This is a genomic window from Butyrivibrio sp. INlla16 (assembly GCF_900104155.1).
Taxonomy (GTDB): Bacteria; Bacillota; Clostridia; order Lachnospirales; family Lachnospiraceae; genus Butyrivibrio.
In genome coordinates this window covers 62,429-85,613 of the sequence record NZ_FMYB01000016.1, presented here as the reverse complement: position 1 = coordinate 85,613, position 23,185 = coordinate 62,429, and the positions used below count along the sequence as shown (strand labels likewise).

Sequence of the window (23,185 nt, the reverse complement as noted above, 5' to 3'; positions counted from 1 at the left end):
GCGGCGATTATTACGCTCAGGGTTTAATGCTCTTTGTACTTACATCTTCAGAGGATAATATTTTAGTTGTTTTATCGGGAAGCTCGACGATGAGCTTCCCTTTTTCGTTCACATCAATAGCTTTTGCTTCGTAATTTCCATCTGTAGTGATTACTCTGATTGTACTTCCAAGCATTTTCATTCTTGATTTGTATTCTTCTACGATGCAGTCCGGCACATCATTTGTAAGAATGTTGTTTAAAATATCAGCGATAAGCCGGTCTTTTGATATAGTCTCTCCGCCTTTCTCAAACAAACTTCCCGCTGTCTTTCTTAAATCCGGTGGGAATTCGTTTATATCGGAATTGAAATTTATGCCGATACCAATAACAATATATTGAAGTTCGCCGGTATCAAAATCAGTTCCTGCTTCGGAAAGGATCCCGCAAATCTTTTTGTCATCAATATACAGGTCATTTAGCCATTTGATTGAGGGAAATACGCCTATGGCGCTTTCCAGAGCTTTGCAGACACAGACACCGGCAAAAGGGGTGATCAGAGAATAATCAAAAACATTCATCCTTTCTGGGCGAAGAATGATACTCATGTATATGCCGCCTTTGGGAGATGAGAAGTGTCTTTTCTTTCTTCCGGTACCTCCGGTCTGGGTTTTCGAAATGATTACACTGCCGTGAGGTGCATCAAAGGAAGCCATGCTCCGGGCTGTTTTATTTGTGGATTCAAGTTCGTCATAGATTGTAATTAGTTCGGAGTCGACACCGGGAGATAAATATTTTGCAATTCCTGAGAGTGTAATATTGTCTGCAGGTGCTGACAAAGAATAACCCCTGCGAGGAGAGGCATTAATAATGTAGCCCTCTCTACGCAGGGATTCTATAGCTTTCCAGACACTGTTTCTTGACAGCTTAAGTTCCTTCGCAATAACTTCTCCGGAAGAAAAGCGTCCGGAGTTGTCTTCGAGATAATTCAGTACAAGAGATTTAGTGTCAGTCATATTTTTCCTTATAGAATACTACTAAGCCTTTTCTTGAGCTGCGGAGCAATAAGCGCGACCAGTATTATCTTCACTATTGAGGTGGGGATAAACGGAAGTACGCATGCAGTAAACCCCGCTATAAAGGTGCTTTTAGAAAAGAGCATAAACCAAATTGTTCCAAATACATAATTGATTGTAGCACCTATTGCCAGGCAAAGCACGAGAATAGTGAAATAAATATGCGGACTCTTCCGGCCTTGCTTGCGGAGAACATTTGCTGCTATTTCATCACCGAGCCCAGCGGTATATGAAAGAATAGGGAAGGAGATAAGAAAACCACCCGTCAATCCGAAAATTATACCGATACCGCCCTTGAATCCTGAAAAGACAGGGATTCCAACAGTTCCGATAAGAAGATATAAAAGAGTGGCATAGGTTCCTCTTCTTTTTCCAAGGACAATACCTGCGATGGGGATAATGAGTGTTTGCAGTGTCATGGGAACCCCGGCGGGCATCGGGATTGAAAGCTGTGATAGAACACATATGATTGCACAAAAAACACTGATAAAACATAAGTCCTTTATAGCTGTTCCTTGTATTTCGGTAGATTCGTTTGTTTTTGCATCAACATGTTGCTCGTTCATTTTTAGCTTGAGTCCTTTCGAAATTTTTTTTGGATACTCTCAAAAAGAATAGAACAGATTCTCTTTGATGATTATTTTTGTCACCGTATATCGATAAAAAACGGATAACAATGAGAGAATATAATAAATTGTATTGTTTGTCAACTACAATTAAAATGCAAGGGTGACAATTAACGAATACAATATATAGTAAGCAAGATTTTTAAAAGACTATATGTTTGTAAAATACGAAATAAAGAAGGGTATAAATAAAATTGAATCAAAAACAGTATGCAATTTGCACTAAAAAGACAGAAAATAGAGACTAATTTGAAATTAATATTTATTTTTCTAAATAAAGCAAAAATATTTGTAAAGTGTATTGACATTTTGGAACAATATTGATATTATCATTTTACCAACAAGAGAGCAGATAAATTCTAAGGAATAGCGATGGTAGCGAGTGCTTTACCGGAGTGAGAACAGACAGATTTATCTGTTTTAAGAATAGAGGTGAGATGCGGCGGCGTGTGCTTCACCAATTCGATCGCTCTATTCATTTCATCTTAACGAATCGGTTGGCTGCAGGAACGGCGAGTAACGAGGATGCCGGTGGTCACAAGAAGATCATGATGCGCAGCGTGATTTTCGCTTAAGGATTCGTGGAAATACAATTACAGAAAAGGAGACAAGTCCATTGGAAATTCAGAACTAAAGGGCATCGATCGATGAGGTCGGTGCCCTTTCATTTTTTTTTCATTTTTTAAATTCATATTGCAAAGCCCCTAAAATTGGTGTATATTACGAAACTATGAAACGGAATGAACCTGTTTCTACTATTAATACATTTTAAGAGGGGCATTTTTAATGGCAGCAAAAAAGAAAAATTTACTTATTGTTGAGTCACCGACAAAGGTGAAAGCAATAAAAAAATTCCTTGGTACAGGTTACGAAGTAGCAGCTAGTAACGGCCATGTAAGAGATCTTCCCAGAAGTCAGATGGGAATAGACGTAGAACATGATTTTGAACCAAAGTATATTACTATAAGGGGTAAGGGCGATGTTCTTGCAGCTCTTCGCAAAGCGGCAAAGAATGCAGACCATATTTATCTCGCAACTGACCCTGACCGCGAAGGAGAAGCAATTTCCTGGCACCTTATGACAGCACTTAAGCTAGAGGATGCAAAGGATCGTTTTTCCAGAGTAACCTTTAACGAGATTACACAATCAGCTGTTAAGGAAGCTATGAAGCATCCCAGAGACATCGATATGAACCTTGTCGATGCTCAGCAGGCCAGACGTGTACTGGACAGAATGGTTGGTTATCAGATATCGCCTCTTTTATGGGAGAAGATTAAGAGAGGACTTTCCGCAGGACGTGTGCAGTCTGTAGCACTCAGAATTATTTGTGACAGAGAGGATGAGATCAATTCATTCATTCCTCAGGAATACTGGACTCTTGATGCTACCCTTAAGGTTAAGGGAGAGAAGAAACCTATCGTCGCACACTATTATGGAAAAGATGGCAAAAAGATTGACATTTCTTCCAGAGCAGAGCTTGACGAAATTGTAAAAGACTTAAAGGGAAAGAAATTCAAAATTTCCGAAATAAAGAAGGGCGAGCGTACAAAGAAGGCACCACTTCCTTTTACGACATCGACACTTCAGCAGGAGGCATCAAAATCCCTCAATTTCTCAACACAGAAGACAATGCGCACGGCGCAGCAGCTCTATGAAGGAATTGATATGGGTAAGGCAGGAACTGTCGGACTCATCACTTACCTTCGTACGGATTCGACTCGTGTTTCCGAGGAAGCCCAGGCTTCTGCAGCAAATTATATTGCAAACGCTTTTGGTAAAGAATATCTTGCAGAGGCAACTCAGGGCGGTAAATCCGGAGCAAAGATTCAGGATGCGCATGAGGCTATAAGACCTACAGATGTTAACAACACACCGGTAGCCGTTAAGGAATTCCTCACCAGAGATCAGTTCCGCCTTTATCAGCTTATCTGGCGCAGATTTATGGCCAGCAGGATGGCAGCTGCTAAATATGAGACAACTTCCGTGAAAATAGATGCGGGAGACCACCGCTTTACAGTTGCTGCGTCCAGAACGGTATTTGACGGTTTCATGAATGTCTATACCGATGATGAGGACCAGATTGAGAAGAATACTCTGGCAAAGAGAATCGATGAGAATTCAGAGCTTGAACTTCAGGATTATGAGGAAAAACAGCACTTTACGCAGCCAGCACCTCACTATACAGAGGCTTCTCTTGTACACGATCTTGAAGCGCTCGGAATCGGAAGACCTTCGACCTATGCGCCGACAATAACAACCATACTCGCAAGACACTACATTACAAAAGAAAATAAGAACTTATATGTCACTGAGCTTGGAGAAGCTGTCAATAAGATGATGAACGAGGCATTCCCTCAAATAGTTGATGTAAGCTTTACTTCCAACATGGAGACTCTCCTTGACGGTGTGGCTGAGGGTGATGTTAAGTGGAAGACCATTGTAGAGAACTTCTATCCCGATCTTGCAGATGCCGTTGAGAAAGCTCAGAAGGAAATTGAGAAGGTTGAGATTCAAGATGAGGCAACCGATGTTGTCTGCGAAAATTGCGGACGCAACATGGTTATTAAATACGGACCGCATGGTAAATTCCTTGCATGCCCCGGCTTCCCTGAGTGCAGAAATACCAAACCTTACTATGAAAAGACAGGTGTTTCCTGCCCTAAGTGCGGAAAAGACATAGTGCTTAAGAGAACAAGAAAAGGTCGTTTATACTATGGCTGCATAAACAATCCTGATTGTGACTTCATGGTATGGCAGAAACCTTCCAAGAAAGCATGTCCAAGATGCGGCGGACTTATGCTTATAAAGAATAACAAACTTGTATGTAATGATCCTGAGTGCGGATATATCGAAGACCGCGGTAAAGACGAGGATTAATTGATCTAAATATATATGGCACAGACAGAATTTATATTTTCTGTCTGTGCTTTTTCTTTATTTTGATTTGTACATTCTATTCATTAAATTTTAATAAAAATATGCACAAATTGCTTTGATGTATTGTATATTATGTGGTACAATCACGTTAGTTGTAGTAGATTTATATAAACTTAGTGGCATTTTCAGATAAAAGGAGACTTTTTTCATGAGTAGTGTACAGCTTTTGGATAAAACCAGAAAAATTGGGAAACTTCTACACAATAGCAATTCCGGAAAGGTTGTGTTTAACGATATTTGCACAGTGCTTTGCGATATCCTTAATTCCAACATGCTGGTAATAAGCAGAAAGGGCAAGGTTCTCGGTATCGGTGAGACATCTGCCGTTGATTCTCTGGGAGAAATGCTTGTTGATGATGTAGGAAGCTTCATAGATCCAATGCTGAACGAAAGACTCCTCACGGTTTTATCCACTAAAGAAAATGTAAATCTGGAGACGCTTGGCTTTGAAGATGTTGACATGAGAAAATACCAGGCAATCATTACACCCATTGAAATCGCAGGAGAAAGACTCGGTACACTTTTTCTTTATAAGTGCAATGAGCCTTATGATATCGATGATATTATTCTCTGTGAATATGGCACAACGGTAGTAGGCCTTGAGATGCTAAGAGCCGTTAATGAAGAAAATGCAGAGGAAAGCAGAAAACTTGCAGTTGTTAAGTCGGCGATAAGTACACTGTCATTTTCAGAGATGGAAGCCATCATCCATATTTTTGATGAGCTAAACGGTATGGAAGGTGTTCTGGTAGCAAGCAAGATTGCTGACAGAGTCGGAATAACAAGAAGTGTTATTGTAAATGCGCTTCGCAAATTTGAGAGTGCAGGAGTAATTGAATCCAGATCCTCGGGAATGAAGGGGACATATATTAAAGTTTTAAATGATGTTGTATTTGATGAAATAAAAAAACTTAAGGCGCAGATGTAAAGAGCTTTATGAGCTTTTCCGAAATAATAAATACAGGATGTGCAATGATAAAGGGATTTGTCGAAGTGACGAATCCCTTTTCTTTATATTGTGCCTGTGACATATAAAAAACACAATATAAAGTATAATTTTTGCCAAATTGCTTGTAATTTGATTAAAATCATCATAATATGATAGTAAGGATTAAAAGGATTATCCTGCCTTATTATGTACGGAGGGGAGACTATGATCAACAGTAACGCGTTTGATTACATTAATGTTCTTGATAAGACTGCTGATGCTTCATGGGTAAGGAATGAAGTCTTATCCAATAACCTTGCAAATGTTAATACGCCCGGCTACAAGAGACAGGACGTTGCATTTGAGAGGGAGCTTGAACGCGCTCTTGGAAACTCCAGGTATAAGACCATGGATGCCAAGGTCTCGGATCTTAAGATAAGCAGACTGAAACCAAGACCGTATACAGATTATTCCAACTTTTCATACAGAATGGATGGCAATAACGTGGACATTGATACTGAAAACGTGACTCTTGCAGCTAACCAACTTAAATATCAGGGTGTTATGCTCGGGATTAAGTCAGAGTTTTCCAACCTTCAGACAGCCATGAGAGGACAGTGAGGTATAGCCTATGATTAGTACAGGTAATATGTTTGATTCCTTTAATATCAACTCTTCGGGAATGACAGCTGAGCGTTTTCGCATGGATATCATCTCCCAGAATATCGCCAATGCAAATACCACAAGGGATGCTACCGGTGATGTATATACGAGAAAAGTGGTAACTTTTTCCGAAAAAGGTACTCAGACACCTTTTTCCAAGATTCTTAACGAGAGACTGGATCACTATAGCGGAAGAGGCGTTAAGGTATCTTCAATCAAGGATGACACCTGGACCGATTACAAGATGGTTTATGATCCGTCACATCCGGATGCGGATGAGTACGGTTATGTTACATATCCTAATGTTGACATCGTTACAGAGATGACTAATCTCATTGATGCGCAGAGAGGATATGAAGCTAATGCTACAGCTTTTAATGCAAGTAAGAATCTTATGAGTCAGGGACTTTCCATAGCTCAGGGCTGATGATTATTGAATGATTCATCTGAGCCGGAGTGATGACCTGCAAGACTAATTGCGGACAGGGGATCCGCGGGGAGATATAAATGGCAGATATTGATATTAGTCAGATAAGAAATGTTCATTCGACAGCGATTCGAAATGCTGAAAAGGTTAATTCCAAGGTTACTAATCCACTTGGGGACAGATTTGGTAACGATGGTTCTTTTAATAATATTTTCAAGAGAGCTGTTGAAAATATAAATACTACGAATGCGTATCTGTCAGATGCTGAGAATGAGGAGATTAAGTGGTCTCTCGGTGAGACGGATAATACACATGATCTTGCGATAGCGCTGCAGAAAGCCGAGACAGCACTGCAGTATACGGTAGCGGTCAGAGACCGCATGCTTTCTGCATATAAAGAAATCATGCAGATGCAGATATAAATTGATTTATTAGCCTTCTCCTTTGGAGAAGGTGCACGAAGAAACTATATGCCTTCCCCTGGGGGAAGGTGGCACGAAGTGCCGGATGAGGGGAAGCGTTAGAAGTAAGTACGGAGGAGAGGAGTATGAGAGAACGTCTTTTGGATCTCAGGGACAGGATCCTTGGGTGGTGGAATCGCTTTACAATCAGACAGAAGACGCTTATTGGAGCCTGTGTAGCTGCAGTAATCATGGTAATTATTATACTGGTTACTGTATACAACCAGCCCAAATATGTAACGGTTGCTACTGTTGAGACTATGAAGGAGTCACAACAGATAATTGAATTATTTGATGAAAACGGTATTAAGTACAGAAAATCAGAGGATAATCTTAGGTTCGAGGTTTTGAAATCGGATGAGAGTAATGCCTCTCTTTTGCTGGGTACAAACTATATACAGCCTGATACCTATAGTATTGATAATGTAACCAACGGCAGCTTTTCAACAACAGAATCAGATAAGCAAAAAAAATACATAGCTTATCTTGAAAGTAAGCTCGGACACGATTTTGAAGAGTACTTTGATGATATAGACAGTGCCAGAATTGAGCTTCATATACCGATCAATGATGGAACTCTTTTATCCAAAAATGAGGAATCTTCAGCATCGATATTCTTAAGACTTAGGGATCCTGAGTCCTTTACGGAAGACAATGCGGCATTTCTTGCTAAGGCAACAGCAACAGCACTTGGAAATAATACAACGGAGAAGATAACCATCATGGATAGCGATGGAAATCTTTTGTTCTCCGGTTCCGAAGATACTACCGCTGCAGGACTTGCCAGCACTCAGCTTAATGCCAAGACCAAGGCAGAGCAGCAGGTCAGAAATGAAGTCATCAGAGTCCTTAAGGGCACAAAGCTCTACAATGATATTGAAGTTGCAAGTAACCTGATCCTTGATTTTTCAAATATAAAAAAGACGACACATACTTATACACCTGCTGAGGATCAGACACAGGGTGTTTTGAGTCATGAGGACAACTACAGTGCCCAGAATGTAAACGGCACAAGCGGCATTCCCGGAACTGATACAAATAATGATGATGAGACCTCTTATATGCTTCAGGATAATGAGAATTCATCATCTACGATAGAAGAGGAATCCAAGGATTATCTTCCTAACGAGGAGATTACAACTGTTGATACACCTTCAGGTAAGGTGAATTATGAAGAGTCCACAATCTCCGTTACAGCTACAAAGTATGTTATCTATAACGAGGATAACTATAAGCCTGAAGAGCATGAGAACATGACCTGGAAGGAATTCAAGGAGAATACCGGGGTCACACAGGCAGAGGTGGCTGAGGATACGATAAATATTGTTGCCAAAGCGACAGGTATTTCGGCAGCAAATATTTCAATGACAGCGTACGAACAGCCTGAATTCTTTGATTCAGAGGGAAAAGGACTTACCTTTACGGATGTCCTACAGGCGATACTTATACTTCTTATTCTCGGACTTCTTGCATTTGTTATCTGGAGAAGTATCAGAACCAGAAAAGAAGAAATTGAGATTGAAGAAGCTGAGGAAGAGGTTCTGCCTGATGAACTTTCAGTTGAGGAGCTTCTCGAATCACAGCCGGATGAATATCTTGAGGAGGAAGGTGGTCTTGCGGATATAACCATGGAAGAAGGAAGCGAGACTATGAAACTCATCGAGAAGTTTATCGAAGAGAATCCGGAAGCTGCAGCGATACTTCTTCGCAACTGGCTCAAGGAAGACTTTGAGATATAATTCTTAAAAATCACGGAGGGGAATACTTACAATGGCTATCGACGGCGAAGAATTTGATGATGACGAATTAGAAGGTGGCTCCGCTGCCGCAGCGGCGGGTGGATTACCTCCCGCAGGGAATTATGATCCGGCTCTTACTGCGAATCTTTCAGGAACGCAGAAAGCAGCCATCCTTTTGATTGCCCTCGGACCGGAAAAGTCATCCGCCATTTTTAAACATTTGAAAGAAGATGAGATAGAGGAACTGACTCTTGAGATTGCTAACACCAGAAGTGTAACACCTCAGGTTAAGGAAGCGGTTATCGAGGAGTTTTACGGAATCTGTCTTGCCCAACAGTATATTGCTGAGGGTGGTATCAACTATGCCAAGGAACTTCTGGAGAAGGCTCTTGGTGAAGATAAGGCGATGGATGTTATCAGTAAACTGACTGCATCTCTTCAGGTTAAGCCCTTCGAGTTTATCAGAAAGGCCGATCCTTCACAGCTTCTTACCTTCATACAGGATGAACACCCGCAGACTATTGCTCTTGTTATGTCCTATATGTCATCGGCACAAAGTGCTATGATCCTTGGTGCGCTGCCGCCTGAGAGACAGGCTGATGTTGCAAAGCGTATCGCAACAATGGACAGAACAAGTCCCGATACGATCAAAGAAGTTGAGAGAGTTCTTGAGTCCAAGCTTTCATCACTGGTTAACCAGGATTATACGGTTGTCGGTGGTGTAGATGCTGTGGTTGAAATCCTCAATGCAGTTGACCGTGCTACTGAGAAACATATCATGGAGACTCTGGAAATCGAGCAGCCTGAACTTGCAGATGAGATCCGCAAGAAGATGTTCGTCTTCGAGGATATCCTTCTTCTGGACGACCGTGCTATTCAGCGCGTGCTGCGTGATGTTGACAATGCTGACCTCGGCCTTGCTTGTAAGGGATCTACTGAACAGGTACAGACCGCTATCTTTAACAACCTGTCTAAGCGTCTTGCTGCAATGATTAAGGAAGACATGGACTTCATGGGACCTGTTCGTATGAAGGATGTTGAGGAAGCACAGCAGAAGATTGTTAATGTTATACGTAAGCTTGAGGATGCCGGTGAGATTGTAATCTCCAGAGGCGGAGGTGATGACCTGGTTGTCTAATCAATCTAATTTACTTAAGTTCGGTTGGTATCAGGTTGATGAAAACGATAAGCACATCATTGATAACAACGAGCTTGCTGAGCAGAAAATAGAAAAATATCAGGCCCAGGAAGCCAAAAGAAGGGAGGCATTGGAGAAAGGTGAGCCAGTGCCTGTTTTTGGCGCGTTTGAAGAAGGACTTGGCTTTGAACAGGTAGGCGCTTACGATGAGGGTCAAAATATCATAGGCAACACCAATTTTGATGATCAGAATCAGATGGGCAGCTTTAATGAAGGCTTTCAGGAGGGATTTCCGGAAGAAAGTGTTCAGAATTATGGCGAAGGGTTTGATAATTCAGGAGCTTATGATGAGAATTCCGGTTACGGAATGGGAGAACAGCAAGGCTTTGGAGAAAATATTCCCTATGATTCCGGGGATGGCATGTACGGTGCAAATCCATCCGAAGGATATGGTGAGAACCCGGGAGCAATGGGTGATTACGCATATCAGGGAGATGATTTTGATAACCAGGGAATGGGAATGTCTGAGGAGGACATGAATCTCGGCATGGATATGACACCCGAGCCGGAGCCTCCGGCGGAGGAAGTTCCGCAGATTAATCTGGAAGAGATACAGGCGCAGATTGATGAACAGATCAGAATGGCTGAGGAGCAGGCAAAACAGATTGTTGATGATGCCCAGGCTCAGGCTGATGAGATACGTAATCAGGCCATGGAGGAAGGCAGAGCTGCCGGTTATGAAGAAGGAATAAAACAGGCCGCTGAGGAAATTGAAAAAATGAAGGCAGAGGCCAAGGAGGAGATCCAGGCCGAAAAAGATAAGCAACAATCGGATTTTCAGCAGCTTGTTGCGAGCATTGAGCCTGACATGGTTGATACACTGACACAAATTTACGAACATGTATTTAATGTTGATCTTCGAGAAAATAAAGACATTATACTTCATCTCATAAGAACTACACTTGGCAAGATGGAGAGCGGAGTTGATATTATTTTACATATATCGGCCGATGATTATGATCTGGTATCCGATGAAAAGGCAAATCTTGAGGAAGTAATGGCATCCCCGAATTCGACTCTTGAAATTGTTGAGGATCCGCTTCTAAAAGAGAATGAATGTATAATTGAATCCGAGGGTGGTGTATTTGACTGCTCTCTTGGCGTGGAGCTTTCGGAACTTTCGAGAAAGTTAAAGCTTCTATCATTTGACAGGAGTAGGCGCTGATGGCAAATGGAATTATCGATTATTCAAAATATAAAAAGATATCTAACAACATGTTTTATAAAGTTCGTGGCAAGGTTGTTAATGTTGTCGGACTTACGATAGAATCTGCAGGCCCCGAGGCTAAGATGGGAGATATCTGTTATATTTATTCCAAGAAGAAGGAAGGTGAAGCTACAGCCAGACCTTCCGGAAGGGGAACCATGGCTGAGGTCGTGGGTTTTAAGGATAATCATGTACTTCTTATGCCTTATGAGAATATTAGCGGTATAGGAAGCGGCAGTATTGTTGAAAATACAGACTCGCCGCTTCGCGTTAATGTTGGAGAAGGTCTTCTTGGAAAAACCCTTGACGGTCTTGGAAGAATAGACGGAACCAACTATGGAAAGGGCGTTGCTCTTGAGAACGGAATAGCATACTCTGTTGAAAATCAGCCGCCGGATCCAATGACAAGAGATCCGATTTCGGATGTTTTATCACTTGGAGTTAAGGCAGTGGACGGCCTTCTTACAGTAGGAAAAGGACAGCGAATCGGGATATTTGCCGGTTCCGGTGTCGGTAAGTCTACTCTTATGGGTATGTTTGCAAGAAATACCAATGCGGATATTAACGTCATTGCCCTTATCGGAGAGCGTGGAAGGGAGGTCCGTGAATTCATAGAAAGAGACCTTGGCCCTGAGGGCATGGAACGCTCAATAGTTGTGGTTGCAACTTCTGATAAACCTGCGCTTGAGAGACTTAAAGCGGCTAAAACCGCAACATCAATTGCGGAGTATTTTCGTGATAAGGGAAAAGACGTGCTTTTGATGATGGATTCTCTTACACGTTTTTCCATGGCACAAAGAGAGATAGGACTTGCGAGTGGTGAACCTCCGGTATCAAGAGGTTATCCGCCGAGTGTATATGCTGAGATGCCTAAGCTCCTTGAGAGAGCGGGTAAGTCTAGAAAAGGCTCAATTACAGGCCTCTATACTGTCCTGGTCGATGGTGATGATTTTAATGAGCCTATTACAGATACCGCCAGAGGTATTCTTGACGGACACATAGTCCTCAATAGAAAGTTAGCTCAAAAGAACCACTATCCGGCTATAGATGTACTTGCCAGCATTTCAAGATGTATGAGCGCCATTGCGCCTTCGGAACAGAAGAAAGCAGCAGGTAAGCTAAAGAATGTGCTTGCAACCTATTCCGATGCTGAAGATTTGATAAACATCGGAGCATATAAGGCGGGAGCCAATAAGAACATTGATTATGCCGTATCCAAAATAGATGCCGTGAACGAATTCCTTATGCAGGAGACAGATGAAAAGTTTACCTATGAGGAAGTCGTAGCGCAGCTGGAGAGCATGTTCAAAGAATAAGATAGAAGCCTTCCCCTAGGGGGGAAGGTGGCACGTAGTGCCGGATGAGGGGCCATGGCAAGATTCAACTATCCCCTTCAGGGCGTCCTTAATCTGCGACTCCAACAGGAAGAGCAGGTCAAGATGGAATTTGCCCAGGCTCTGAAGGAACTTAATGATCAGCTTGATATATTGAATGACTACAATAAAACGCGAGATGCTTTTATTCAGGAAGGCTATGAGCTTCGGAGCGCCAGTATAATGGATGTTCAGAAGATCATGGACAACAATTTTTACGAAAAGCAGATGGATGTCATAATAAAGGATCAGGAAGTTAAGGTTGATGCTTACAGAGCAAAATTCGAAGTCGCAAGAATGAAGCTCACCAGAGCCGTGCAGGAGAGGAAGATGCAGGAGAGGCTTAGAGAAAAAGCCTTTGAACAATTTGTCGAGGAAGAAAAAGAAGCCGAGGCAAAAGAAGTTGATGAAAGATCAAGCTTCACATACACCAAACGTACCAGAGAGGAACAGTAATGGCAGACAAACCCGCAAAGAATAATACTGAAGCTTCGGTTTTACCCAAGCCGGTAGATCCTGATAAAGAAGCCAGAAAAAAAATAAAAGAAGAGAGAAAAGCCCTTCGCCAGGAGCTAAAAGAGCAGAGAAAAGCTGCAAAGCTGAAGGAAGCTGAACTGGCAGAGAGAAATGCTGAGCTGAACGGTGATGATGGTGGTGGTGTGGCTACACTTGTTATCACTTTCATTATCATTTTGATCTGGCTCATTATTATGGGCATTTTCATTAAGCTGGATGTGGGAGGCTTCGGCTCAAATGTTCTTGCACCGATCATAGGGGACATACCCGGAATTAACAATATTCTTCCGGAGGGAAGCTACACACCTACAGAAAAGAAGAAGCAGGAAGAAGCACAACAGCCGCTTGTGAATCCGGTTGATGAACAGCTTGCGAGCAGCCTGGATGAAGCTAATCTCTATATCAAGAGGCTTGAAAACGAGCTTCGAAAGGAGATGGAGGAAAACAAGAACCTTCAGGAAGAGAATGAAAAGCTTCAGACCGAAGTGACCAGGCTCCAACCTTTTGAGGAGAATCAGTCCAAGCTTGAACAGGAAAAAGAGGACTTCTACAAGAATGTTGTTTACGCGGATAATGCTCCTTCGGTAGATGAATATCGAAAGTACTACGAGGAGATTGAACCTGATGTTGCAGCGCAGATTTATGCACAGATCATTCAGGGACAAGCGGATGATATTGAACTGGAACAATATGTAAAAGCATATTCATCCATGAAGGCAAAGGAAGCTGCAGCAATCTTTGATGCAATGATTGAGAATGATACCGGAGATGCGGTAAGGCTCATTTCGAGAATTTTGGGCAAGATGAGTGCCGAAAACCGCGGTGCTATTCTTGATAAGATGACAGAGGAATATGCGGGTAAGGTTACCGACTACATGGAACCTGCCACACATAAGGCTACAGTATCCGGAGTAGGCAACTAAGCCTTCCCCTTGGGGGAAGGTGGCACGAAGTGCCGGATGAGGGGAGTTTTTATAAATTTTTAATATTTTTCGGCCATGCGGGTTAAGTTTTCTCCCACATGGCCGATATTAGTTATGTAAAGCTATGGGCAAACCATACCCAAATCTAAAAGGGAAAGGAGGAAAAAGCTTTGATAAGTAACGCGATTCCCGGTATTGGAACACTAAATGCATATACCAATACCCAGGCAGCAAAAGGAATTGCTGCTACAAAGGAGCAGACTACAGATTTCCAGAAAGCGCTTTTAAATGCCAACTCGCAGAAGCAGACAACGTCAATTACAACAGATGTAGCAAGGACTCTTACACAGACAGGAGCAGCGACAAATAATGTAAGTGCGACCTACGAAAAGTCACAGGCAGCTCAGCAGGCGAGTACACAAAACAGTGAACAGACAGCTGTAAAAGAGACAACTACTACAGACGAGACAACGGCAGCAAAGACAGATACACAAAAGGAAAATGTAACGGCCGAGGAAGCTGTAGAAACTTCAAATGTCACGGAACAGACAGAAGAAAATGCCCAGGTTGTGACAGTAACAGAAGAAAATGCCGGCGAAGACACAGCTGCTATTGCAGCGGCAGATGAAGCCGAGACCGCTTTGGAACAGGCTATGCTTGAAAGCAGCAGACTTCTGATGGAACAGCTTGCAGATGAACTTGGTGTCGATATCGAAGACATCGAGAATGCAATGGCAACACTGGGACTTACAAATGTAGCAATACTTGATCCTACAAATCTTACACAGATAGTTGGCCAGCTTACCGGTGCAAATGACGTAATGGCCATTGTAACCAATGCAGACTTGTATCTGAATGTACAGAATATGCAGGATGCGGTAGACACTACCAGACAGAACCTCATGGAGGAGTTTGGATTAAATGAAGAAGGATTTAACTCCGCACTTGAGGATTTCAATGAAGCTTTAAGTGAACAGCAACCCAGACAGGAAATTGGTGAACTTGCAGCAGATACAAATAATCCTGTAAGTACTCAGACCTTTGAAAATGCGGTATCCTCTGAGGCGGTAAGACTTGACCTTACAGGTGACGGCATTGTAAAGGAAGTAAGCCAGCAGGTGGCAGAGGCGACTAAAACAGAAGAAACAACTACAACTACAGAGGCAGCAGGAATTGCTGAAAACGAAGAAGCAACTCCAAATTTCCAGCTTACAGTAGAGACACAGGAACATCACGAAGAGCATCATAGTGATAACAAGAAACAGGAAAACACAGAAGGGTCTGTATACAACCAGGTGATGAATCAGATATCAGCATCTCTTACCGAAGTAGTGGAGACCGAAAGCTATGGGCAGATGGCAAGGGCTAACACTCAGGAGATAATGGATCAGATAACCGAGTATATCAAAATGAATGTAAGATCCGATACAACCACAATGGAACTTCAGCTTCATCCGGCAAGCCTCGGAAATGTAAATGTAATCATCGAAGCGGCTAAGGACGGAAATGTAATAGCAAAGTTCCTCACTCAGAACGAAGATGTAAGGGCAGCCATTGAAAGCCAGATACAGCAGCTTCAGGATAAGCTTAATGAGCAGGGCGTAAAGGTTACTGCAGTAGAAGTAACAGTAAACGCAGGAGCTTTTGATCAGGCACTTAATGACAGCCAGAGCCAGAGAGAAGATGATGCTGATGCGCAGAGTTCTGTCAGAAAGCCCATGAGAAGAATAAGACTCGGAGACCTTTCCTTAGAGGAAGTCGGAGAAATAGCCGAGGAAGATCAGCTCACAGCTGAGATGATGGCGATTAACGGCAACTCAGTCGATTTTTCAGCATGATATACGGCGGAGGTAATTAAATGAGTGTAAATGCAGTAGTTCAAGACGGTAAACTCGTTGATACCAAGAGCAAAACCAGTGACGCTACTAAAGCGGCGGCCAATCAGGGATATGACAAAAACGCATTTATGAATATTCTCTGTGCACAGATGAAGTACCAGGATCCGTTGGAGCCGACTTCTAACACCGAGTATATCAATCAGTATGCGACCTTTACACAGGTTGAACAGCTATCCAATATGGCAGAGGCCTTCTCAATGTCCAGAGCATCCGACCTTGTTGGAAAAACCGTTATCGTTACAAATGAGGCGGGCCAGCAGGTTCAGGGCAAGGTTGACTATGTAACATACAAGAGCGGAGAAGCATATCTGAACATAGACGGAACAGATTACAAGATGGAAGATGTAAGCTCAGTAGCGGACAGCCACTTTGTAGAGATTCATGATCAGGCAGATGATCTTGCAGAGATGATGGAAAAGTTCCCTGTTTATGAAAACATGGTATTTACCGATGCGGATGCAATTTACAAGGCCTTCAGCTTTTACGAGAATATGGATGCGGATGCAATTGCTCTTCTTGATCAGTCTGATATTGATAAACTTGAAAAGTATTATAAGAGAGCTCAGGAACTTGTAAAGGAAGCTAACCAGAATCAGGCAGACTACGAGGAAAGACAGAAGGCTGAGAAGGAAGCAAAGATCGACGAGATAACAAACGACCCCGATGAAAGCGTATCAACCGAATAAATGAATCATATCATTTATTAAATTTGTGTGAATTTGTAAATTGGGTTTAAGTTTTTGATTAGCAAGCCGAAATATAGAGCGGCAAAGCAATTAGGCTTAGTGTTTGTTTATGGAAAGGAGTAAGCCGTGAGAATAGATAATACAAGCGGATTCCTTTCAATTGAACAGGTTCAGAACCAGTACTTTGGTCAGGGCGAGAAGATCAGAGGCGGCGCCGGCGTCCAGAATTCGGACTTTGGCAAAATCCTCTCTCAGATCGAAGAAAGCAGGGAGGGTGTCAGATTTTCAAAGCACGCTTCCAACAGACTAAGTGACCGCAACATTGAGCTCACACAGGATCAGATGAACCGCCTGAATAACGCAAGGAATCAGGCCAATGCGAAAGGAATAAACGAATCACTTATCCTGGTTGATCAGCTTGCCTTCATCGTAAATGTAAAGAGCAACACAGTAGTTACAGCGATGGATAGTCAGGAAACTGGCAGCAACATTTTTACCAATATAGACGGAGCGGTAATCGCATAAGTTCTATAGAATGGACAGAATGAAAGAAGAAATATGACCGGACCGAGGACAGGGCAGCTGTCCGTAAGCTTATCGGAAGTGGTAAGTATCTAAGGAGGTCAAGAATTCCCGAATGCCAGACGGAATTCAATTACGTTTCCCCTTCTTTTTCATTCTAACCGGAAAATAGAATATGTGTGCCGTCCCCCATCAAAGTAGGAGGACATGCCTTATGATGAGATCACTTTTTTCTGGTGTAGCAGGACTTAAGACCCACCAGGTCAAGATGGATGTTATCGGTAATAACATCGCGAACGTTAACACCACATCCTTCAAGTCACAGTCTATCACCTTCAGTGATTTGATGTACCAGACTACGCAGCGCGCATCCAGAGCTACCGAGAGAACCGGTGGTATCAATGCACGTCAGATTGGTCTTGGTGCAAAATCAGGCGCGATTGCAACAGCAATCACTCAGCAAGGCGCAACGGAAACAACTAACAATCCGTTCGATATGCGAATTACCGGCGACGCTTTCTATGTAGTAAATAACGGAAACCAGACAATGTTTACAAGAGACGGTTCCTTCTATGTAGATGGTGCAGGAAACCTCGCAATGCAGTCAACAGGTTACTTCGTATACGGATGGTCAGCACAGGAAGATCCCGAGACAGGTGCCATCACCGTTAATACAAACGGCGGTATCGGCAAACTCCAGATCATGAGCGCTGAAAACATGACCTATCCTCCGGAAGGAACAACAGAAGGACTTGTAAGCGGTAACATTGACGCACACGACACAAACATCACAAGTGATAACGGAAAGACCGTAACTCTTGAGTTCTACGACAATCTTGGTTATCTCTACACAGCAAAATTCGCAGTTCGCGACGTTGACGATCTCGAGCATACCTACACAATGACTCTCGAAGATATCCTTGATTCAAAGGGAAATACAATCGGCGCAGAAAAGCTCAGTAACGTAACCTTCACAGATCTCGACAATGATGAGCAGACCTACGGACTTCGTGATTCCTGGACAAAGACAGTTACAACAGTCAACTATACAGCAACAGTTGGTGCTAAGAATGTATCTTTTAAAAATTCATCAGGATCAACCGCATATTCAGGAATTCCTACAAGCGGAGCAATTTCAGATCTCGTTGATAAGGCACCCACACTTCTGAGAAATGTATACGGACTTACAGTCGGAGTAGCAGGAGATACTTCAGTAGCATCTACAGATTATTACACAATTAACACCGACGGCTCCATCAGCGTATACCCTGTAACACAGGCAGATACATCATCATCAAGCCTTGGAACCTATTATAAGAACAGCAGCACAGATACCACAGTTACATACGGAACCTATGAGAATTCCACTTATGCAACACTTCCCAGAACTCTGGATATGCCCAATACAGGTGTTCTTGATTCCAGTCAGAAGGAAGTTTTGGAGTCAATGTTTGGTTTAAAGGTTGATGACCTTGATTACACTCCTAAGACAGGCGAAGACAGTGTAACTTATTCATATACACTTTCATCTGACGGAGTATCAGGTCTTACACTGTATAGAAACGGTGAATCACATGAAGAAAAGCCGCTTGATGCAGATTACAGAATAGTTAAGTATGATTCGGGAACAATTACATTGAATAACAGAAATACAGATACTAATATAGATGTTCCCGAAACTGCATCCGGGCCTAATGTTTTAACGGATGATCTGTTAAAGGCATATGGTTTATCCAGATCAAACTATCCGGTAGATGCGAATCATAATTACAGCTATACAATCAACCTTACAAACGGAAAAATCGATATTATCAAGGTTGAAACAACTGTAGCAGGAGATGGAACACTTACCAGGAATCTGACTGTTCAGGCAGGAAGTTATGATAATCCTACAGGTAAAGTGACAATTGAAGTTAGTGCATCAACAACAAAAGAAGTTAATATAACTGATACTATTAGTGCATCAACTGATGCAGATGTACTTACAGCTCTGGGGCTTACAGCAACAGCACTTCCGGCACAGAATGCAACCGGTACAGAGCTGTACACATATCAATATACGATTTCTGATACCGGAGAGATGACTGTTGAAAAAACGACAGTTGCAACCACACAGCTTACCGAAAGACCTTATGACAGCACAAAATATGTTTACTCAACAGAAGGAACAACAGCTGTTTTCAGTAAGGATAAGACAAATCATAAGTTTGACAGAAAGGGTTCTCTTTCAAGTCTTGATCCCGAATCACTTGAAATACTTGAATGCTACGGCATGACAGCCAATGATATTCCGGCATCCGATGATAACAGTACCTACACTTACAAATACGAAATTGCCACAGACGGTAAGATTACTATCTACAAGACCACAAGTACAAAGTCAGCTGCAAATGAATACCAGAATGCAAACACTTATTCAGTTTACATGAATACCGGATCAAACATCGTATACAGAAATTACAAGAGCGAAGTTGAGACAGCAGTACCGCTTTCAGGAAATATCAGCTCACTTACAAACTCACAGAAGAATGTACTAAAAGCTATCTACAACTACACACCCGGTAATGATGATGTTACCTATAAGCTCAGCGATGACGGATCAACTCTTACAATCGGAACAAAGAATAACTCAGGTGTAAAGAGCTTTGCAATTACAAAGACAACAACCGAGACACAGCTTACATTTGAGATCGAACTTGACGAGACAACAGCTACATACAAGAATGCAAGTGAAGAAGGCAAGACAGTTTATGACAAGATTCCGAGAACCGGCTATGTATCAGAGATCTTCGATGCAACAGCTACAGCAGATTTCTTCCCGGATGTTTATAACTACACACCTGATAAGACTTCCGGAAACTACGAGACACTTACCTATCACATCCTTGATGACGGAACACTTCAGATTGTAAACAACGCAATTACACTTAAGTACAATGCAAAGACCGGCGCCATCGAGCAGCCCACAGAGAAGATCGTTCTTAACTTTAACCAGGATGCTGTAATCGACGGACAGCCTAAGATGGCAGGTTTCACAGATGTAAACATGGATTTCTCATCCACAACTAACTACAATACAATGGCAACCTCCACAATCGGAGCAGTTAAGGGTGATAAGGAAAGTCTTAAGACCGGACGTGCAGTCGGCGAGATGAACGGTGTTACAATCGGTAAGGACGGAACAATCTACGCAACCTATTCAAACGGTCAGACAAAGCTCCTTGGACAGATCGCAACAGCAGAATTTGCTAACGCATCAGGTCTTGAGAAGAATGGTGATAACCTCTATACACAGACACTTAACTCCGGTGAAGCTACAATCCAGGATGTAACAACAGATGGCGGATACATCACCACAGGTGTTCTGGAAATGTCAAACGTAGACCTTTCAAGTGAGTTCACCAGCATGATCACAACACAGCGTGGATTCCAGGCTAACAGCCGAATCATCACAGTATCAGATACACTCCTTGAGGAACTGACAAATCTGAAGAGGTAATAACTTAGCGAGGGGGAGATATAGCTAAGATAAAACAAAAATGGCGCTCAAAACTGAGCGCCATTTTTGCTAGAAGAGATCCGGTTGAAAATTAATTACAATAATATTTACATAATTATGAAATAAATTTTCAATTGCATCATTGAATTCTCTGCTGATCAGAAATCAATATATTAAATACAAATAAACAAACCCGAAAAATTCTTTAAAGTAAAAACAGGCCATCATTATTTCAGAAAAAGAGCCAAAACTATTTTAATAAATCACGAGATGTTGTATAATCAAAAATGAAGTATGCACAAGATGTAGCGCGTAATTTTATTTCATCAAAAACTATACATTTTGAAATAAAAATACAAAAGCTGTGTTTTTGCGTCTTTCAGGATGCCTATTCATCGAAAAAGCATGATAAAATTATCTTAATTAAACTGATTCGTGAAAATTTTGTTTCAGGGGAGATTATTTTCTGAATGCTTTTTTCAAAAAATAATTATATGAGGGCTAAAAATTGATTGAGATTACCAGAATTGATGGCCGCATTATGCTGGTCAATGAGGATCTTATAGAAACAGTGGAGGCCACCCCCGACACAGTCATTATTATGGCGAATGGACGTAAGTTTATTGTACAGGAATCTGTTCCTGAGATCATGAAGAAATGTAACGAGAAATAAGTTCGGCTAAAGTTTTTTTTTATGAGAGGAGAAAACTAAGTGGATATAGCGTCATTACTTGGTGTATTGCTTTGTTTCGTTTTCATGATTCTGAGTATTGTGTTTGGTGCCGGTATCACCGGTGTTAAATACTTCGTCGACGCGCCTTCCGCGATGATCACGTTTGGCGGAGCTTTCATGGCGGTTTTGGCATCCAGAACCATGCCCAGTTTCATTAACGGCCTTAAATCCTACACGCTGATTTTTAAGATGCCGGCGGATGATACTAAGGCTGTTATCAAGCAGATAATTGATCTTTCCAATACTGCACGTAAAGAGGGACTTCTGGCATTGGAAGAAGCGGCCAGCAACATTGAAGATGCTTTCATGAAGAAGGGTGTCGGACTTATAGTTGACGGTACCGAGCCCGAACTGGTTAAGGCTATCCTTGAAGCTGAGATAGATGCTATGTCAGAAAGACATAAAGAGAATTATACATTCTTTGCTGATGTTGCAGGTATGGGACCTTCCTGGGGGATGATCGGAACCCTTCTTGGACTGGTTCTTATGCTACAGAACATGTCAGATCCTTCATCAATCGGACCGTCCATGGCCGTTGCCCTTATCACAACATTCTACGGATCGGTTCTTGCGAACTGGTTTTGCTACCCTGCCGAGAATAAGCTCAAGGCAAGGGATAATGCAGAATATACTATGAAAAGTATTATCATTGAGGGACTTCTTTCTATACAGGCAGGTGAAAACCCGCGTGTAACAGAGGAGAAGCTTAAATCGTTCCTTTCACCTGCTAACAGAGCTGCTTATGAGGCAGAGAACGGCACCGGTGACGGAGGCGGAGGAGAATAATGGCTAAAAAACCAGAAGAAATAAAGCCCGGTTTGCCGGCGTGGCAGGGTACTTTCGGTGACCTTATGAACCTGCTCCTTTGCTTCTTCGTTTTGCTTTTCTCCATGGCTACCATGGATGCGCAGAAGTTCGAGGAGGTTGCCGCATCCTTCAGTTCAGCCTTTGGTATTTTCCAGGGTGGTGAAGCTGCACTTGGTCAGGGCGCGTTGGTCGGAGACGGTATTTCACAGCTCAATCAGCTGTCCAACTATATTATCTCAATGGGTGTATCTCAGTCAGGCTCCCAGGATGAGGACATTACCGATTCCGAGGGCGAGAATGCCAGCGAGAGCGGCGGAGCCGGAATAAACACTGAAGGAGACACCAGTGGTATCATGCAGGGAACCGGAGGAGAAGGAAACGGATCGGAAGGAGATGCAACCGGAACTGGTTCCGAGGGTGATTCTACAGAGATGTCTACAGAGAGTGATGCTACCCAGCAAGGTGCTAATTCCGAGGAAACTCAGGAGGCGGCTGAGGCTGAACAGCTCAAGGCTTCTGAAACACTGGCAGCTGAGGTCAATGAAGCTCTTGATACATTGGATGTGGCAAAACAGGTTGATGTTAATTTTACCAGCCAGTTTGTGCAGCTGACACTTCAGGGAGCAATTCTGTTTGATACAGGTAATGCGGTACTTAAACCGGGAGCAGACTCGATTCTTAATAAAGTCGGTTCGGTTCTTGAGAGATATGCCGGTGGCACGATAGAGATCGAGGGACATACAGATAATGTTCCTATGCACAGATCTTCAGGCAAGATAACTAATAACGACGAGCTTAGTGATGCAAGAGCTCTTTCGGTATTTTACTACTTTATCGAGAATACTAATCTTGATCCTTCAAAGTTAAAGCATTCGGGAAGAGGAGAGTATGAACCGGTTGCGGACAATTCCACACCGGAAGGAAGAGCAAGAAACAGGCGAGTAGAGATAAGGATATACAATCCGCTCAGTCCAATGTATTAAAAGGG

At 42.4% G+C, this 23,185-nt stretch carries 20 protein-coding genes; 18 read left to right on the top strand and 2 right to left on the bottom strand.

Going from position 1 to position 23,185, the window contains the following annotated elements; genetic code table 11:
- Nucleotides 1–16: 16 nt before the first annotated feature.
- Both BLR42_RS09530 and BLR42_RS09525 read right to left on the bottom strand, forming a co-directional pair.
- Nucleotides 17–994, bottom strand: a complete 978-nt coding sequence (locus BLR42_RS09530; RefSeq protein ID WP_091868539.1) for a biotin--[acetyl-CoA-carboxylase] ligase — start codon at nt 992–994, stop codon at nt 17–19.
- An 8-nt stretch (nt 995–1,002) separates the two neighbouring features.
- Nucleotides 1,003–1,620, bottom strand: a complete 618-nt coding sequence (locus BLR42_RS09525; RefSeq protein WP_091868537.1) for a biotin transporter BioY — start codon at nt 1,618–1,620, stop codon at nt 1,003–1,005.
- Nucleotides 1,621–2,466: 846 nt separating this feature from the next.
- Between BLR42_RS09525 and topA the strand changes: the two genes are divergently transcribed.
- From topA to BLR42_RS09435, 18 genes are all read left to right on the top strand, one after another.
- Nucleotides 2,467–4,557: a type I DNA topoisomerase gene (gene topA / locus BLR42_RS09520; protein WP_091868535.1), complete on the top strand. Its 2,091-nt coding sequence runs from the start codon at nt 2,467–2,469 to the stop codon at nt 4,555–4,557.
- 208 nt (nt 4,558–4,765) lie between these two features.
- Entirely contained in the window at nt 4,766–5,545 is a 780-nt protein-coding gene (codY, locus tag BLR42_RS09515) for a GTP-sensing pleiotropic transcriptional regulator CodY (RefSeq protein WP_022760178.1), read from the top strand.
- 225 nt (nt 5,546–5,770) lie between these two features.
- Nucleotides 5,771–6,166, top strand: coding sequence for a flagellar basal body rod protein FlgB (flgB, locus tag BLR42_RS09510; RefSeq protein WP_022760177.1), 396 nt, complete (start codon nt 5,771–5,773; stop codon nt 6,164–6,166).
- A 10-nt stretch (nt 6,167–6,176) separates the two neighbouring features.
- Nucleotides 6,177–6,635, top strand: a complete 459-nt coding sequence (gene flgC / locus BLR42_RS09505; RefSeq protein ID WP_022760176.1) for a flagellar basal body rod protein FlgC — start codon at nt 6,177–6,179, stop codon at nt 6,633–6,635.
- An 80-nt stretch (nt 6,636–6,715) separates the two neighbouring features.
- Nucleotides 6,716–7,057 (top strand): flagellar hook-basal body complex protein FliE, encoded by a 342-nt coding sequence (gene fliE, locus BLR42_RS09500; protein ID WP_022760175.1) that lies wholly within the window; start codon nt 6,716–6,718, stop codon nt 7,055–7,057.
- 125 nt (nt 7,058–7,182) lie between these two features.
- Nucleotides 7,183–8,835: a flagellar basal-body MS-ring/collar protein FliF gene (fliF, locus tag BLR42_RS09495; protein ID WP_091868532.1), complete on the top strand. Its 1,653-nt coding sequence runs from the start codon at nt 7,183–7,185 to the stop codon at nt 8,833–8,835.
- Nucleotides 8,836–8,866: 31 nt separating this feature from the next.
- Nucleotides 8,867–9,973: a flagellar motor switch protein FliG gene (fliG, locus tag BLR42_RS09490; protein WP_242879291.1), complete on the top strand. Its 1,107-nt coding sequence runs from the start codon at nt 8,867–8,869 to the stop codon at nt 9,971–9,973.
- The gene (locus BLR42_RS09485) at nt 9,966–11,198 is read left to right on the top strand and encodes a FliH/SctL family protein (protein ID WP_170832701.1); all 1,233 of its coding nucleotides are present in this window, start codon (nt 9,966–9,968) and stop codon (nt 11,196–11,198) included. Before fliG ends, BLR42_RS09485 begins: the two co-directional genes overlap by 8 nt.
- On the top strand, nt 11,198–12,556 hold the full coding sequence (gene fliI, locus BLR42_RS09480) for a flagellar protein export ATPase FliI (protein ID WP_022760171.1): 1,359 nt from the start codon (nt 11,198–11,200) through the stop codon (nt 12,554–12,556). Before BLR42_RS09485 ends, fliI begins: the two co-directional genes overlap by 1 nt.
- A 54-nt stretch (nt 12,557–12,610) precedes the next feature.
- Entirely contained in the window at nt 12,611–13,069 is a 459-nt protein-coding gene (fliJ, locus tag BLR42_RS09475; protein ID WP_091868528.1) for a flagellar export protein FliJ, read from the top strand.
- Nucleotides 13,069–14,052, top strand: a complete 984-nt coding sequence (locus BLR42_RS09470) for a MotE family protein (RefSeq protein ID WP_091868526.1) — start codon at nt 13,069–13,071, stop codon at nt 14,050–14,052. The genes fliJ and BLR42_RS09470 overlap by 1 nt, the downstream gene beginning before the upstream one ends.
- Nucleotides 14,053–14,222: 170 nt before the next feature.
- On the top strand, nt 14,223–15,890 hold the full coding sequence (locus BLR42_RS09465) for a flagellar hook-length control protein FliK (RefSeq protein ID WP_091868524.1): 1,668 nt from the start codon (nt 14,223–14,225) through the stop codon (nt 15,888–15,890).
- A gap of 20 nt (nt 15,891–15,910) precedes the next feature.
- Complete coding sequence (locus tag BLR42_RS09460; RefSeq protein ID WP_022760167.1) at nt 15,911–16,636, top strand: flagellar hook capping FlgD N-terminal domain-containing protein; 726 nt, start codon at nt 15,911–15,913, stop codon at nt 16,634–16,636.
- A gap of 126 nt (nt 16,637–16,762) precedes the next feature.
- Nucleotides 16,763–17,161 carry a TIGR02530 family flagellar biosynthesis protein gene (locus tag BLR42_RS09455; RefSeq protein WP_022760166.1) on the top strand — a complete coding sequence of 133 codons (399 nt, stop codon included), beginning with the start codon at nt 16,763–16,765 and terminating at the stop codon, nt 17,159–17,161.
- 211 nt (nt 17,162–17,372) lie between these two features.
- A complete protein-coding gene (locus BLR42_RS23910; protein WP_170832700.1) occupies nt 17,373–20,657 on the top strand; it encodes a flagellar hook-basal body complex protein in 3,285 nt (1,094 codons plus the stop codon).
- A gap of 508 nt (nt 20,658–21,165) precedes the next feature.
- The gene (locus tag BLR42_RS09445) at nt 21,166–21,330 is read left to right on the top strand and encodes a flagellar FlbD family protein (RefSeq protein ID WP_022760163.1); all 165 of its coding nucleotides are present in this window, start codon (nt 21,166–21,168) and stop codon (nt 21,328–21,330) included.
- A gap of 39 nt (nt 21,331–21,369) precedes the next feature.
- Complete coding sequence (locus tag BLR42_RS09440; RefSeq protein ID WP_091868518.1) at nt 21,370–22,176, top strand: motility protein A; 807 nt, start codon at nt 21,370–21,372, stop codon at nt 22,174–22,176.
- Nucleotides 22,176–23,180, top strand: a complete 1,005-nt coding sequence (locus BLR42_RS09435) for an OmpA/MotB family protein (protein ID WP_091868516.1) — start codon at nt 22,176–22,178, stop codon at nt 23,178–23,180. Before BLR42_RS09440 ends, BLR42_RS09435 begins: the two co-directional genes overlap by 1 nt.
- Nucleotides 23,181–23,185: the final 5 nt, after the last annotated feature.